At 46.5% G+C, this 14939-nt stretch carries 15 protein-coding genes; all 15 read right to left on the reverse strand.

The window, feature by feature from the left end:
- Positions 1–91 precede the first annotated feature (91 nt).
- The 15 genes from ACE3K2_RS06040 to ACE3K2_RS06110 all read right to left on the reverse strand — a co-directional run bounded on the left by ACE3K2_RS06040 (position 92) and on the right by ACE3K2_RS06110 (position 14878).
- Complete coding sequence (locus tag ACE3K2_RS06040) at positions 92–1195, reverse strand: toxic anion resistance protein (RefSeq protein WP_421887939.1); 1104 nt, start codon at positions 1193–1195, stop codon at positions 92–94.
- Positions 1196–1206: 11 nt separating this feature from the next.
- Positions 1207–1959 (reverse strand): hypothetical protein, encoded by a 753-nt coding sequence (locus ACE3K2_RS06045; RefSeq protein WP_421887941.1) that lies wholly within the window; start codon positions 1957–1959, stop codon positions 1207–1209.
- Positions 1960–2031: 72 nt separating this feature from the next.
- On the reverse strand, positions 2032–3081 hold the full coding sequence (locus ACE3K2_RS06050; RefSeq protein WP_421887944.1) for an ATP-grasp domain-containing protein: 1050 nt from the start codon (positions 3079–3081) through the stop codon (positions 2032–2034).
- On the reverse strand, positions 3081–3929 hold the full coding sequence (locus ACE3K2_RS06055; protein ID WP_421888389.1) for an HAD family hydrolase: 849 nt from the start codon (positions 3927–3929) through the stop codon (positions 3081–3083). The genes ACE3K2_RS06050 and ACE3K2_RS06055 overlap by 1 nt, the downstream gene beginning before the upstream one ends.
- A complete protein-coding gene (locus tag ACE3K2_RS06060) occupies positions 3929–5080 on the reverse strand; it encodes a cysteine protease StiP family protein (protein WP_421887947.1) in 1152 nt (383 codons plus the stop codon). The genes ACE3K2_RS06055 and ACE3K2_RS06060 overlap by 1 nt, the downstream gene beginning before the upstream one ends.
- Positions 5077–6510: a phosphoribosyltransferase family protein gene (locus ACE3K2_RS06065; RefSeq protein ID WP_421887950.1), complete on the reverse strand. Its 1434-nt coding sequence runs from the start codon at positions 6508–6510 to the stop codon at positions 5077–5079. The genes ACE3K2_RS06060 and ACE3K2_RS06065 overlap by 4 nt, the downstream gene beginning before the upstream one ends.
- Positions 6440–7642 carry an HpcH/HpaI aldolase/citrate lyase family protein gene (locus ACE3K2_RS06070; RefSeq protein ID WP_421887952.1) on the reverse strand — a complete coding sequence of 401 codons (1203 nt, stop codon included), beginning with the start codon at positions 7640–7642 and terminating at the stop codon, positions 6440–6442. The genes ACE3K2_RS06065 and ACE3K2_RS06070 overlap by 71 nt, the downstream gene beginning before the upstream one ends.
- Positions 7643–7848: 206 nt before the next feature.
- Positions 7849–9105 (reverse strand): TerD family protein, encoded by a 1257-nt coding sequence (locus ACE3K2_RS06075; protein ID WP_421887955.1) that lies wholly within the window; start codon positions 9103–9105, stop codon positions 7849–7851.
- 25 nt (positions 9106–9130) lie between these two features.
- Positions 9131–9712: a TerD family protein gene (locus tag ACE3K2_RS06080; protein WP_036606267.1), complete on the reverse strand. Its 582-nt coding sequence runs from the start codon at positions 9710–9712 to the stop codon at positions 9131–9133.
- Positions 9713–9805: 93 nt separating this feature from the next.
- Positions 9806–10381, reverse strand: coding sequence for a TerD family protein (locus tag ACE3K2_RS06085; RefSeq protein WP_062837432.1), 576 nt, complete (start codon positions 10379–10381; stop codon positions 9806–9808).
- Positions 10382–10471: 90 nt separating this feature from the next.
- Positions 10472–11065 carry a TerD family protein gene (locus tag ACE3K2_RS06090; protein ID WP_036672556.1) on the reverse strand — a complete coding sequence of 198 codons (594 nt, stop codon included), beginning with the start codon at positions 11063–11065 and terminating at the stop codon, positions 10472–10474.
- A 35-nt stretch (positions 11066–11100) separates the two neighbouring features.
- Positions 11101–11547, reverse strand: coding sequence for a tellurite resistance TerB family protein (locus tag ACE3K2_RS06095; protein ID WP_421887959.1), 447 nt, complete (start codon positions 11545–11547; stop codon positions 11101–11103).
- 315 nt (positions 11548–11862) lie between these two features.
- On the reverse strand, positions 11863–12717 hold the full coding sequence (locus tag ACE3K2_RS06100; RefSeq protein WP_421887962.1) for a hypothetical protein: 855 nt from the start codon (positions 12715–12717) through the stop codon (positions 11863–11865).
- A 260-nt stretch (positions 12718–12977) separates the two neighbouring features.
- Positions 12978–13709 carry a nuclease-related domain-containing protein gene (locus tag ACE3K2_RS06105; RefSeq protein WP_421887965.1) on the reverse strand — a complete coding sequence of 244 codons (732 nt, stop codon included), beginning with the start codon at positions 13707–13709 and terminating at the stop codon, positions 12978–12980.
- Between the two features lie 275 nt (positions 13710–13984).
- A complete protein-coding gene (locus tag ACE3K2_RS06110) occupies positions 13985–14878 on the reverse strand; it encodes an NAD(P)-dependent oxidoreductase (protein ID WP_421887968.1) in 894 nt (297 codons plus the stop codon).
- Between the last annotated feature and the right edge of the window lie 61 nt (positions 14879–14939).

Below are 14939 nucleotides of genomic sequence, written 5' to 3' on the forward strand. Positions count from 1 at the left end.
CTATCCAATGAAACAAAGAGACGCACTCGGCGTCCCTCGTAGAAAATAATTACATGTAGCGATTTCGACACAATATGCAGCGAGTTTTATCCTAATCCAGATAAGATCCTAATGCGCTGGAATCCGGTTTGTTTTTCTCCGGAATGGCAGCTGCCTTCGGCCCTTCCAGACCCAATCGATCACTCATTTTGGCGTTAAGTGTTGTCATCTTATTGGTATAGTCATTACAGCTCGCGATGATGCGGCGATTGGACTGCTCGGACAGATCCAACGCAGACATCAGATCACCCATCGCTTGATTGACCGCTTCAAGGGACATAGCCGGTTTGGACAAAAGCTCATTTGTTTTCTCTGTTGTTGTCTTCAACAATCTGGCGTTCTCTTTGAATTGATCTTCAATCGTCTTATTCGTAGCTTCCACAGCGGAGATAACCTTTTCCTGATCATTAAGTGCCATTGCAATCATCGCCGAAACCGTGATCAGATTCGCTGTTTTATCAATCGCATTATTAACCGAATCAATCAGTTTGTCATTGTTATCATTAATGATGTCGGTAGCTGCGATCGCCTGATTGTACAGCATAATCATCTCTGTCATGGATTGGGTACGTGTAACCACTTTGCGTAATCCACGCTCCAGATGTGCTTTACGATTCTCGTTCTCCGGCTTGGCAATCTCGGTTTCAAATAATGCTTTCAGTTGATTTCCAAACGAGATTTTGGTCTGCAGATTGTAGATCTCCTGAATGGAAGAACGTTTCAACTGTCGCATATTCACGATGCTTTCTTCCAGGTTATCCTTACCGTCTCGCAGACCGTTAATGATGGCATCAATGTTCGTTCGAACAGATTGATAACGATATACATAGTTTTTCAGGGGGCTCTTCCGTAACAATTTCCCGACAAAACTCACATTTTTGCTCTGCTGTAGACTCTCGCATTCATCACGGAGCTTCAGAATCATATTTGATACCTCAGCCCGATTGCCAGACATCAGTTCATTGACCGGACGATCAAGCAGCTTGAGAGTCTGTCCTGCTCTCTCTTGTGTTTTCACGCCCAACTTGCCGATATCATCCATTAAGGTATCCAGGTGAGCCGGATCACTTTGGGACACTTTCTGAATAAGCTGCGTTGCTTCCTGGTTAATCCGTTGCTCATCTTCCTGTTTCAACTGCGCCCATTCCGTTGCCATGCCAATCCCTCCTATAATTCAGAGCTGTTATACCGTTGATGTATCAGTTCCGCTTTGTTCTGAAGCTCCATTAAGTCTTTATGTTCAATCGTTGATACAATATCCGATATCTTGGAATCCACATCTCGAAGACCATTCAAAAGCATACGCCGATTATTGCGTTTGGCTTCGCCACTCAATCGTAAAAATGGATTAATAAACCCGTTCAAGTCTTTCAAAATCAATCTGCGTACCGTATGGTTGATATCCCCATTGTTCAACTCCTGAAGAGAGGGAATCACACGCTGCAGACGTGCAAACAGCGCCAGGGATTTCTCCACGATCTCATTATCCAGCTCGTTCTTCTGACCTTCGGAGATGATCATGTCCTCCAGAACTTCCAGGTATTCAATCACCGGATCAAAGACAGGATCTGGTTCAGTCCGGGAAGGCTTCGCTTGTTCTGAGCCCGGATGTTGTGCGGGAGTGGAACTCGAATGGGGCTGTGCTGGAGAAGCATCTTTAGCCCCCGTTGGCACTCCACTCGTCGCTTGTCCACCATTCAAGCGGGAAGGTTCATTACCGGCGTCTGTAATGGGGACAGGGGCAGATGACGAACCCTCGACCTGTGTACGTGGCGTGGAACGTGAAGGAATCAGTCCACCCACTACAGTCGCCAGTGCCGGAATCGCCCACGTGATGACATCCGGGATGAAGGGACTCGTGATTGCCGCGAGACCATAACCGACCAATGCGCCTATACCTATCTTCGTTTTTCGTAACATTACTTGCCCTCCTGCCTGTAACAACACTTATCCGTATTGTAAAAAAACCATCCAGAAGGTGTCAATTCTCAGCTAGACGTGTTGTACTCCGCTTACCTTCTGAACGTCGATTATAAATGGCTGTTCGATATGACTTCCCAGAATACCAAACTTCGGATGAAGTGGTCCAATATCATGGCCCAGTGCAGACTTGACCGCCAGATAAGGGAAGTTCACGCCTGACAGACAAGACATATGCAATCCACCCGACATTCGCGGATTGATCTCCAGCAACTTCGGTGTATCCTTGCGATATTTCATCTGAATATTAAAATTATAAGGAATCCGATATACCTCTGCCACATTGCGGGCAATCGCCAGCAATTCCTCCTTTTCTTCCAGCAAGCGCAAGCGTCCTCTTTCTTTTCTACGCGGAATAGCCGTTAAGAGTTTCCCATTGCGGTCCGAAAGACAATCAATGCTGTATTCATATCCTTCCAGCACCTCCATCACCATCACATTGGGAAAGGACGGAGCAGAAGAGAACGCACGCAGGGCATCTTCATATGAAATCGAGTTAAGCGCATACCCAAACAACTCCTGCAACGGATCACGTTCATTGTTAATCACCCGGAACCCCATGCCGCCCTCACCATTACATGGTTTGAAGCATACATCATGTCCACGTGCACGCAGCGCCTCATAAGCTTGCTGGAATTGGGCAGCATTACTGACCGTGAAATAATCCGGAATCTCCATGATGCCCTTCTCACGTACCGATTCATAGAAACGGTCTTTCTCCATCAATTGTTCCAGCAATTCCGTATCCGAGCACACGATAACCTGTGTACCGATCTCTTCGAACAGGGAGATATGTCTGCTGATATCCAGCATATTCCACCGCGGAATGAAGACATCAATCTGATGACGACGGCAAAAGTCGAGGCAAAAATCTACATATTCCCGTCCCGTTACACGCGGTTCAACTTCTGCAACATCGCAGCCCTGTAATGCCATGTGTCCCGGATCAGGATGAGTGCCGTAGATTTCAAATTCCAACCCATCCTCATTGTCTCGGATCGCATTCATATAATGATATGTTACAGAGAACCAACGATTGAAGTAAATCTTCTTTTTATTCATTATACGGTCTCCCTTATCTCGGCATGGTCTATCTGGATCTGTTGATCGTTATGAATACGGTGAACGTAATCGAGAATCTCATCTGCTGCAAAAGCACCGAATTGTTTCGTAAATTGATACGGTACTTGCTCGGGCGCTCGCTGTCTCTCGACATACAGCTCTCCGTGAGATGGAGCAATGGCATGGTGAGCAAAATCCAGCAAACAGCGATCCAGCAACGAGTCACCCGAAGCAATCACAGGCACATCGCCTATCCGTTGCCTAACATGCTCCACCGCAGATCGTTTGTTCACGGCCGAAGGCACCAGATAGAGCTTCCGACCCTGAATTGAACTCTCCCATCCCAGCGTCTCTAACACCCGAATCTTGTCCGCAATGCGTTCCATGGGAAGTTTATCACGTTCGATCAGCAGCGCAAAGAACAACTCATCACACAATCGCTGATTAATCACCCATTCCGGGCTTAGTACATCGTCAAATAAATCCAGAATCTCTTCAGGAGCAGCTGCCTGCTGACGAAGCAAAGAACGAATATGCCTGTTCCATTCATCGTCAACATGACCATCAACAATGATGTTGCCGCCATTACTTGTCACCGCATATTTGGGAATACATTCGTTCTGAAAAATATGAATGCGCCGGTACTGCTCCACTGTACGTGTCGTCACAGGCATAAATACAATGTCTTGTGGCAAAGACTGCAATCGCTCCAGTGCATAAGCTGACATAAAAGCGGACAACTTGCCGTTAATCCACTCTGCGGGAACAAGTCCCGGTGTATCTTCGGGAATACGGAGCGCACGACGGGAGTACACCAGCGTTTGGTCCAGATCACTTGCGTAGATCATCATTCTCCTCCACCTCCCAGGGATTGAATAATGCCGCAACAGGAATAGGTTAGTCCGGGATATACCTCAACCGGCACATTTCTGTCTCTGGCGAGCATCATGATATGTTGCAAATCCGGATTATCCAGTCGATTCACAAGAATTTTCCACGGGACCCGACGCAATAACACCCGGGTTGTTTCACCGATTCCGGGTTTGATCAGATTGATATTTGTAATGCCAAAGGATTGCTGGATGGACTCGATATCCTGCCAGCCTTTCCAGGTGATTTCCGAAGTATTGGTAGCATTGTCATCCGAGCGAATCTCCACTTGGTTCGTCATCTGCGGAAAATGCTGAGCGATGGTATCCACGTATTGGGTCGACACATCTGCAGAGGACCATTCACGATACCATTTGGCTCCGTGAAAATCTGCCGGCCCAATCAGATCATCGCGAAGTACTGTACGGCTTACCAGGCCTGAGACGGTCGAATTCAGACAAGCGCTAGGAATGAGGTAATCTTCCCTTGTCCCAAAGGTACCCGAGCATTGCCCCGGATCAGCCAACACGGCAAGATCATCATCCAGGCTTACCCCATAAGTCCGTTTCATTTGGTCACAGGATTCTTTCAGCACTTTGCGAATAGCCCCTTTGCCTGTCCAACCATCTACAAACTGAATGGCTGTTTCCAGCCCATGCTGCTGTAAAATATATAAAATTGCGTTCTCATCCATACCCTTGCCACGAATAATGGAAATACTATAATGCGGAATCGTCACCTTGTACTTTAATTCAATATACCGCTTAATCAGGATGCCCACAGGCGTTCCGGCTCGAGCCAGAGAGACCAGAATCAGATTCAGCCCCCTGCGCTCTACGATCTTCTCAGCCACAATGGCGGTATGACGTGCGATTCTTGTAGCAGATTGTTCCAGCGTTTGGTGAAACAGTTCGATGTATTCTGCTGTAGGCTGATATTCTACCGGCAGCATCTCCGAATAATGAACCCCGGCTTGGATCGCCTGCTCCCGTTCACCCGTTCCCTTCTCCAGATCAACATGGCTGATATCCTTCAATAAGAAAACAACGTCGGATGCAGCATAACTGCCCATGGGCTGGGGAGACTGAATCTCACGTTGTCTAATTAGCTCCAGCGTAGTTAAGTTCATTGCTCGTTGTCTCCTGTCTTCTCTGGCAAGCCGCAATATACGATATGAATGTGTTCACATCCTAATTGCCCCAGTACCTCCAACATCGGTTCCATTCGCTCTGCGGACATCTGTCTTTCCAGCAGAACAAAGATCTCGTCATATTGTCCTGGAGCGATGTTATAGATAAAGTTACGAACAGATGCGTCTTCCGGTGAGGCATATCCGGCACCACTACGAACAGCATATGCTGGAGCAGGATGTGTATGGATTGGACTACGGGTAGTGGATTGATAAAACACGCCTTCTCCCATCTCGGCAGCAATACGCATCGGAATGTACATGAACTCTCCTGTTCCCATCACCAAAGTTCGATCTCCCGTACGCTGTGACCGAAGTCGTTCTGCAATCCGGCTAATCTCCTGGCGTAATACGTCATTATGCCTGGATTGCATACCAAACCTGCCCGTATGCTGGACATAACTGGCTGTGCTACGTTTACCTTCACCATCCTCCGAAGTGGCATGCAACTGATCGAAGACATCGGCAACGGTAGAAGTCTGAATGGTTACAGGGTGTGGGGACGGTTGATCCGCTTGCTCTGCTGGTTCCAACTGTGGAGTACCCACCACTTCAATGCGGCCCTTCAACAGGCTTAACGGTGTAATCGTAATTCCCAGTTCAGCTTCGAGTTCGGCAAACCGAAGTTCGTCCGCTTCCGTACGCCAGTCCAGCAGTGAAGCAATCACATATTGTTTCCGGGAATATCTGGACTGAATATCCCGAATGATATTCAATGTGGTTTTGCCCGTTGTAATCTCGTCGTCCACCAGAACAATTGGGCCCTCTCCTGCAAAAGCTTCATGATCCAGCGCATAACAACGATGAGCCATCGCGTGGGAATGTTCCTCTTCAAATTGAATATCCGGATGCATCGCTGGAACATATTCACGAGTGGTGTGAATGTAGGAAGCATGATCAGCAAACATCTCGTACATGCTGTGGCCCAGCGCAGTAGCGGTCTCGGCAAAACCAACAAAACGAATTGTTTCCGGCAAATTCAAGCTTTCTTGCAACAGCATGTTATACACGTGTCGGGCTTGCTGGGGATTAATCAGCCCCTCGACCATCTCCCGTTTCCACTCAGCCACCTGATCTTTCGTCTCTTCCGTCTCCTCATTCAGGTGCTCATATAACAGAACAGCCAATGCAGCGCCGCTTAGAAGCGAGGTATACGGGTTAACCGGGATATGTTTGCCCAGCAGTCTGCTTACAAATAAAAAAGAACGTTTCTTATTGATTCGTGCAGCCATGGAGAATAATGATTCCAGTGGCAGTTGCAGCGGGTTATGTGTGACCTGAATGTTCAGACTGAATTGATCAAGAATTGGGAACGTAGTTGTGTTGTTGTTCGTGCTTGGGCAAGAGCCCGACAAAATGCTGCTGTTCATGTAACACCCCATATATTTGTGATCGGATTAGAATTCGATTCGCCCAGCTCAAGTGTGGTTTAATCTCATTCATTTTGTTATAGTAATTACTTTTGAACACACCCAGGCTACCGTCATTGCGGGCTATGATGTCTTGCGCATCAGAATATTCCTCATGTGTAACAACATACATCGCTTGTACGGGCTTAATATGAGAAGGATGAATGATCGTTTTGCCTACAATTCCATTTTCCTTGTCCATCATGACTTCACGCATCAATCCATCCATTGTATTCGTAATATATTTCATTCTCAGATGCAGCCCTGATTTGCCGAGGGTTTCTTCGAATGGAGTCTGTCGTAATTGAGGCTTGAACACGCGCTCCCGCTGACTGAAATATTCCCAGACAGGACCTGAGATCACATACGGCTTGTCCATCCGTCCGAACAGATTGATAATATCCGAGATGCAGTCACGGATGGTGGCGATATCGTATATGGTCAATTCCGGGCTTCGGCGTAGTCCAAACAGGCTGGAGAAATCGGTCGCACCAATGCGTACATTGAGCACATATTCAACATTTTCATCGAGGATGTTTCGAAGGCCCAGCAAGGTCTCCCAACGTGTCTCACGATATATAATTGAAGCCGTTTCCAATATAGGCATTCCATAGAGAACGGGATAATGATCCGGTTTGCGTTGATTATACTTGCGAATCTGGTCAAAATAGGCTCTTCCATTGCCCACACAAAACTTAGGCAAAGCTATGCCTGTCAGCATGTACACCAATTCTCCCAACGTATCAATGAGACGTTCCAACTGTTGCGGTGAACGTACACGAGCAAACAGAAGAGGCATTTGTTCCTGACTCAGCATGCCTGTCTCCATATAAGTCATCAGTTGAGTTAGATGTTGTCCCAGACACTGCTCGGCAAATTCTACTTGGTCGTCACCGACAGCGTCCTCCAGATCAATAATAATGGTCGTCAGACCTTCATGTTTACCATTCATAATGTCATCCGCGATATGTGTTCGCGTCGCGGGCATATATAAAGCAGCCCCAACAGCATATGCCAGTAGATCTTTGGAAGTCCGGTGATTGAACGAGACGGGTGAAGAGAAAAATAACGTATCTTCTTCTTCCAGACTCAAAAAATTGAAATATTTCAGGATTGTCTCCTCCTCGCACCTTTGGCAATAGCCAATCTGCAATAGTTGATTCCAGCTGTCGGGGCATAAAAACCAATCCCTCCTTAAATCTGGAGGGATTGATGGTCTTATCGAGGATAACGTTGGTCAACAGTATCCTTGCAATGGTGCTGACCGATACAGCATTTATATTGAATAATTACGAATGTTTATTTTCTTCCCGCAACCCACTGCATTCCCCAATCATGAGCATCGTCCAACGCCTGATGCCCATTATAGAACTGCACGATTCGTTCAATGCTGAAGGTCTCATTGTTCACATTGCGTAACATCGCAATGCCACACATGCCGAGCGGACTCCCGTATTCATTCATTCGGACAATGATATCAGGGCCGTCCTTCTGCTGGATGGTTACCACACCGTCTACTTGAGACCAGTTGGCCACGCCGCCATAAATATAGGTAAATACCAGGATGCGCTCAATTTCCGAGATATGGGCACCATTAATTCGCAGATTCTCTCCCGTCTTAACCGATCCCGTCCGGTCATCCCCATCCAGTGCAATATAAGGGAAACGGCTCAGTGAACCAAACGTTTGTCCCAAGGCCTGAATCACATCTCGTGTACCATCCTTCATCTCGAACAGACAGCCCAAGTCCAGATCCACACTTTTGCTGCGACCAAATAACCCTTTGCTACCCTGTTGATTCCAGTTCAGGTTAATGAGAATTTCACCAAGTCCCCCCGCATTTTTCTTGAGGTTAATGGTGTCCCCCTTCTTCTTCAATTCAATTTTGCTGAAATTGATCGAATTAACAGGAGAAGGTGTCGGCTCTGGTGCGGCTACAGGGGGCGTTGGAGTCGGTACAACTGTCGGAGGAACGGGTGAAGTTGGTGGTGCAGGCTCTGATCCACCATCCACATCCACACCAAAGTTGGCACATAGTGCATTCAAACCGCCTGCAAAACCCGACCCTATTGCATTGAACTTCCATTCTCCGTTATGACGATACAGTTCACCGATGACAATCGCGGTCTCTACTGTAAAACCACTTCCCAGATCATATCTCATCACTTCCTGACCTGTAACTTCATTGGCAAACCGTAGAAAACCATGCTGAACCTGTCCAAAATGATGGCGTCGTGCTTCACCGTCATGAATCGTCAGGCTGAAGGCGATTTTCTCAATTCGGGAAGGGACTTTGCCAAGATCAATGGCGAACTGTTTCTTCTCCCCTCCAACCTGTCCACCATCCATATACGTGATGAACGAGGTAGTGGGCTGGTTATAGAAGATAAAATCCTCATCTCCAGCTACTTTATTGTCTGAACCCAGAAGGAATGCTGATGTATCCAGCTCCACACCGGAAGCTGCTTCCCAACCAATGCCTACCGTTAAGCGGGACAAGCCCGGATTGGTTTTGGTCAGATCACTCTTCTGGCCTTTCACGACAGAAATCGCCATAGCAGACTCACCTTTCTAAGCCAAGTTATTGTGCATCCAATCCGTAATTTTTGCATAAAGCAGATAGTCCACCTGTAAAACCGCTGCCTACCGCTTGGAATTTCCAGTCCGCACCTGCACGGTAAAACTCACAGAACACTACAGCCGTTTCGGTAGAGTAATCTTCTCCGAGGTCGAACCGAAGCACTTCCCGATCACTTGCAGCATCAACAACACGAACAAAAGCGTTGGAAACTTGTCCAAAATTCTGCCCTCGTCCATCCCCATCGTAGATGGTTACGGTAATACCGATCCGGTGAATGTGTGCAGGTATTTTGCTGAAGTCCACGACAACTTGCTCATCATCGCCATCGCCCTCACCCGTACGATTGTCACCAGTATGTGTCACTGAACCCGCACCGCCGCTTGGATTATTGTAAAAAACAAAGTCATCCGTGCCTTTGGCTTTTCCATCTTCGTACAACAAAAAAGCCGAAGCGTCCAGGTCAAAGTCGACTCCACCACTATATTTGTTTGTATCCCAACCCAAACCAACCACCACACGGGTAAGGCCTGGATTCGTCTTAGTCAGGTCAATACGTTGTCCTTTGGCAAGACTGATCGTCATTTGTTTTTCCACCTTTCCAAAATATGTGATTAAATGAAAAGGAGAACCGTCCAGGAGACGGTTCTTCCCATCCTGTAAGTCGTACTGTACGTCCTATTGCAAACCGTAGTCGCGTGTCAATCCAACCAATCCATCCTGGTAACCACTACCAATGGCACTGAACTTCCACTCGCCGTTATGACGATACAATTCACCAACAACTACACCTGTTTCGATGGAGAAGTCTTCTCCCAGGTCGAAACGAATCAGTTCTTCGCTGTTTGCTTCGTTGACGATTCGCACATAAGCACGGGAGACTTGTCCGAAGTTCTGGCTACGTTCTGTAGCTTCGTAGATTGTAATGGAGAAAGCAATTTTCTCTACATTCGCGGGTACGTTAGGCAGGTCGATATTGATCTGCTCATCATCACCATCGCCATCTCCTGTACGGTTGTCACCGGTGTGAACAACAGAACCATTTTCATTTTGTGGATTGTTGAAGAAGATGAAGTTTTTCTCGCCTTCTACTTTACCGTTTGCATTGGCACAGAATACCGATACATCCAGGTCAAAGTCTTTTCCGCCATCATACTTATTGGTATCCCAGCCCAAGCCTACTGTGATTTTTGTCAAACCTGGGTTTGTTTTAGTCAGATCGATTTTTTGACCTTTAGAGAGATTAATTGCCATCGTATGATCATCCTCGCTTATTTAAGTGTATTGTAGTTATCGTGACATATGAATATCAGGATTATTGTCGATTTAGGTTAAATCTGGTACTTAGGAGTACCTGCGAGCGAGTTCGTTGATATGTACCGCATGGGAACCCTCTCCAATTGCCGAGAATTTCCATTCGCCTCCATGACGATACAATTCACCACAGATCAACGCCGTTGAACCTGTGTAGTTTTCGGATAGATTGAACTTCACGAGCTCACTGGAATTTTTACCATCCAGAATACGAATATAAGCCTTCTCAATCATGCCAAAATCTTGCTTTCGATTGACACAATCGTAGATATTAACAACGATTAATACTTTATGAACATCAGCAGGAATACGGGACAGATCCATTTTGATCTGTTCGTCGTCACCGTCTCCCTGTCCTGTTAGATTGTCACCTGAATGGATAACCGAACGACATGCACTTTGCTTGTTGTGGAAGCAAACCAGGTTGGAGTCTTTGACCAACTTGCCTTCCTCATTCAACATGATCGCCGATGCATCACAATCGATATCCGCTTGTTTTTTTCTTCCGAAGAAACCTTTGGCAGTTACCGGGTCCCAACCGAGACCAGCAATCACCTCAGTAAGTCCTGCATTGCCCTTGGTTAAATCAATCTTCTGTCCTTTGACCAAATTAATGCTTGCCACTGATTTTCACCTCCCTTCATATGTAAAATAGCCACTTAGAGATTGAATTCGCCCGGATTCAGTCCAAGTACACTGCATATTTCAGCAACAACTCTTTTCTCCTGATCATCAAAGTTGCCGTCAGCTGAACCAATCGCACTGCATACCCCCACAATAACGCGTCCTACATCTGGCTTGGCTTTGAATTTCCCAATAGCTTTCAGTGCTTCCTGTTTCCCGATCTCCGGAGAAAACTCAAAGTTCGCGACATAATGATTAAAGCGTGTAATCACTTCACCCATATCAAATACTTTTAATTCCTGGCTCAGTTTGATATAACCGGCCATCTTGTTCTTTTCCGCTTCGTCAATGGAACCATCCGCAAAAGCAACCAGTGCACAGCCTGCCACCACGGCATCCATAAAGTCTTTATTTTTAAACTTTTTGACTTGCTCTTCAAGTCCTTGTTTTGTTGAATTCAACCAGCTTTTAAATGAACTCATACTCAACCTCCAATAGTTTCAAACATGGTGTTCCGCACATTCTTTTCGAGATTTTTCAGTAACTTTCACGTCTACATCATGTTGAATATAAGTTAAATTATTCCTTAACTATACTCTGAAATACGGCAATATTCTACAATAAAAAACAATTAATACCTTATGATACGCAGGGTTCTGGATATAGTTTCAAGCGGATTTCAAAAAAATGCAGACAACACATAGAACCCTGACCACCGATCGTCCCGGCAGTCAGGGTTCTATGTAAGACCTCAGCATATATATAATTGGTTCAACTCATTCAATCCATTACTACTATCACTTTCCGTAAATCTCTTCTACACGTTCTTCTTCATTGGTAGACAAGAGAACATTAAGTAACCCCATGGCATTATTGGCATCGGTTCTCGCCGTCTTGTACATCTCGGCAAACGCTGCTTCATCCTGCTCCGGGTTCATCGCGGCAAGCTTGCCCCACGACGTGCGGGCTTTATCGTATAGTGTGGTCAACGTGATGTCATAAGGATGCTGTGCAACAGGTGCCATGGATTCAAATTTGGCTGTGACACTGAAGAAATCCATCGAATCCTTGAACGATGTACTGCTGTAATCCTTATTTTTCATCGCATCTTCCGTAATCAGCAGACCTTCACGGGCGATAAACAGCGTTTTTACCATGGCACGTTCCATGTTGGTTGCTTCTTCCCAAGTTACATAAGATTCATCAGGTGCCTGTACGGTTGTAAAATAAGGAAAGGCATCATCAATCAATCGCTGCGAATCGGAATGAATCGGAACTTCTGCATTCATGTCCACAACGGCATCGCTATAATTGGCGACATTAATGTTTTTGGAACCTTCCTCACTGACCCGACGCACTGGATGATCATTAAGCGGGATACGGATATAACCGAGCTGATCGGCGTACGTCTGCTTCAACTCGTCCAAAGTAGAGTCCAACCCAATCTTGCCTTCTTCGGCTGAAGAAGATTCTTTTGCGGCAGTTTCTGTTACAGCAGCATTTGAGCTGCTTGTTTCTGATGAAGCAACTTCTGTACCGGAAGCGGACTCCGTTGATGATGTCTCTTTCGCTCCACCACCACAAGCTGTCAGAATCGCTGCCAAACCAAACATAATTGTGAACGTCTTTATCGTATAATTCCATTTCATCACATCATCTTCCCCTTATCCTATGTATATTCCTGAGAACCATTAACCTCTGCTCCAAGACTTGAACACTCACTTACAAAAATATCCTTTCACATAACATGCTTGATTCACAATTGGACATGGTCTACATTCTAACATAAGTTAAAAATCGGTTGTATACGACGATATACCTGTGTCTAAAGCCTTTTACTATGCGCGCATTAACTACCCCGCAATGCAAAAACACTGCCGCCCGTATGGACAACAGTGTTCGTGAAGTGTAATTATCTGATCCCTTTAGCCTTCTCCATATGGTCTGACCGAATCTGAGGATCGGTGGAATTGACCGAAGATAACAGAGCGTAGATCGCCTGGATATCTTTCTCTTGAAATACGGTTTCGGGAACCTCAGTCTCAAGTCGTTCCGTCTTGCGCTGAATCGTTTCCACCAATTCATGGTCATAGATGATCAATTCATCCGAATTCACATACCTTACAGCAGGATCAACACTAATGCGGCAACGGTTCGTAAATGTCACCATCGAGACAAGACGTACTCTTTTGTAGTCTCCAAGGTGTGCATGGATGGCTTCCACATGTGCACGATGCTGCATGAGTGGATTATACATTTTGACCCGGCTGCTGCTGACCGACCAATTGGCCTCTCTTCTTCCGCCGCGGATCTCACCTGTCGTCAGATTCCGAGTTTCGATCACAAAGATTGCACGAGGACCGATCACAACATGATCAATCTGCGAATAACCGGAGCGTGACTTCGGATTGGTAACAAGCAGATCGTTCAGCACTTTATATTCACTCGGAAGACCAATCAGCTGATCTGCTGTACTAGGCTCCTCTGGCTGGCGTGTCCAATCCCCTTCCGCTTTTTTCTTGCGCTTACTGCGAACCATACGCGGGGGAATGGTTGTCGTTGATGGTAACGCTGAAGCGGAAGCTGTAATCTGGTTCGCAAGCTCTGGCTGTGTCTTGAACAGAGACAGGATTTTCTTGAACATGGGCAAGCTCCGTTCTATTATAGTGTGGATTACGGGTGACCATTACAGGAGGTATACATCCTTTGACACATTCATTATGTAAACTTCTATTACTTATGTCGGATAAAGAGAGGGAAAATTAAAGGGAAAACGATCAAAATCTCTTCAATATGCAAAGTACATATGAACATTTAACCAATTCTGTGACTTAAGACGCATAAACAAGCCGCAAAATTGAAAAAAAACAGCGCACCTTTCCTGAATAGAAAAAGAATACGCTGCTGTTCTCTTGGTTGTTAAGCCTGAAGATAGTAGGTGTAGAGCACCTGTGTACCTTTCTCTTCCAGACCATTATTCGCTATTTCCTGATACAGGGATTCGGCCAGCGCCAGACCAGGCGTTTTCATGCCCATCGCTTTGGCAGACTCCAGTGCAATTCCCATGTCTTTGATAAAATGTTTCACATAGAATCCAGGCTCATAATCGCCTGTGATCATGCGCGGACCGAGATTGCTGAGCGACCAGCTTCCGGCTGCACCGGTAGCAATGCTCTTCAGCACGGTCTCCGCGTCCAGACCAGACGTCTTGGCATAAGCGAGTGCTTCGCATACACCCATCATGCCAGAGGCAATGGCAATCTGGTTGCACATTTTGGTATGCTGCCCGGCTCCCGCCTTGCCTTGCAGCACAATGTTGCTGCCCATCTGCTCGAACAGCGGACGCACCGCTTCAAAGGCCTCCGAACTGCCACCAACCATAATGGACAGCTTGGCATTCTGCGCTCCGATATCTCCGCCCGATACAGGAGCGTCCAGTGCATGCAGTCCTTTGGCTTCAGCAGCTTCAAAGATCCGTGCAGCCAGCAGCGGGCTGGATGTTGTCATATCAATCAGATATGACCCCGGTTTGGCATTGGCTACGAGACCATCCTCACCGAGGTAGATCTCTTCCACGTCCTTCGGATACCCCACCATCGTGATGATGACATCACACGCGGCAGCCAGTTTGCCTGGTGTGTCATGCCATACGGCACCTTCCTTCACCAATGCTTCCGCTTTGGCAGCAGTTCGCGTGTAGACATGCAACGGATATCCGGCTCTCTGGATATGTCCAGCCATGCTTTTACCCATCACACCTGTACCAATAAAGCCAACTTTAGTCTCTCCGGGTGCCTTCATCGTATTTGTCATCGTAGGTTTCCTCCCTATTTTCCCTATTTCTCTAAACTTCGCTCAGTGCTTGTCTTCGACA

Source organism: Paenibacillus sp. (assembly GCF_048976745.1).
In the GTDB taxonomy this organism is placed as follows: Bacteria; Bacillota; Bacilli; order Paenibacillales; family Paenibacillaceae; genus Paenibacillus.

Coding starts and splice junctions, on each gene's coding strand:
- ACE3K2_RS06040 (WP_421887939.1), bottom strand. CDS start 1,195: ATGGCAACGGAATGGGCGCAGTTGAAACAGGAAGATGAGCAACGGATT.
- ACE3K2_RS06045 (WP_421887941.1), bottom strand. CDS start 1,959: ATGTTACGAAAAACGAAGATAGGTATAGGCGCATTGGTCGGTTATGGT.
- ACE3K2_RS06050 (WP_421887944.1), bottom strand. CDS start 3,081: ATGAATAAAAAGAAGATTTACTTCAATCGTTGGTTCTCTGTAACATAT.
- ACE3K2_RS06055 (WP_421888389.1), bottom strand. CDS start 3,929: ATGATCTACGCAAGTGATCTGGACCAAACGCTGGTGTACTCCCGTCGT.
- ACE3K2_RS06060 (WP_421887947.1), bottom strand. CDS start 5,080: ATGAACTTAACTACGCTGGAGCTAATTAGACAACGTGAGATTCAGTCT.
- ACE3K2_RS06065 (WP_421887950.1), bottom strand. CDS start 6,510: ATGAACAGCAGCATTTTGTCGGGCTCTTGCCCAAGCACGAACAACAAC.
- ACE3K2_RS06075 (WP_421887955.1), bottom strand. CDS start 9,105: ATGGCGATTTCTGTCGTGAAAGGCCAGAAGAGTGATCTGACCAAAACC.
- ACE3K2_RS06080 (WP_036606267.1), bottom strand. CDS start 9,712: ATGACGATCAGTCTTGCCAAAGGACAACGTATTGACCTGACTAAGACG.
- ACE3K2_RS06085 (WP_062837432.1), bottom strand. CDS start 10,381: ATGGCAATTAATCTCTCTAAAGGTCAAAAAATCGATCTGACTAAAACA.
- ACE3K2_RS06095 (WP_421887959.1), bottom strand. CDS start 11,547: ATGAGTTCATTTAAAAGCTGGTTGAATTCAACAAAACAAGGACTTGAA.
- ACE3K2_RS06105 (WP_421887965.1), bottom strand. CDS start 13,709: ATGTTCAAGAAAATCCTGTCTCTGTTCAAGACACAGCCAGAGCTTGCG.
- ACE3K2_RS06110 (WP_421887968.1), bottom strand. CDS start 14,878: ATGACAAATACGATGAAGGCACCCGGAGAGACTAAAGTTGGCTTTATT.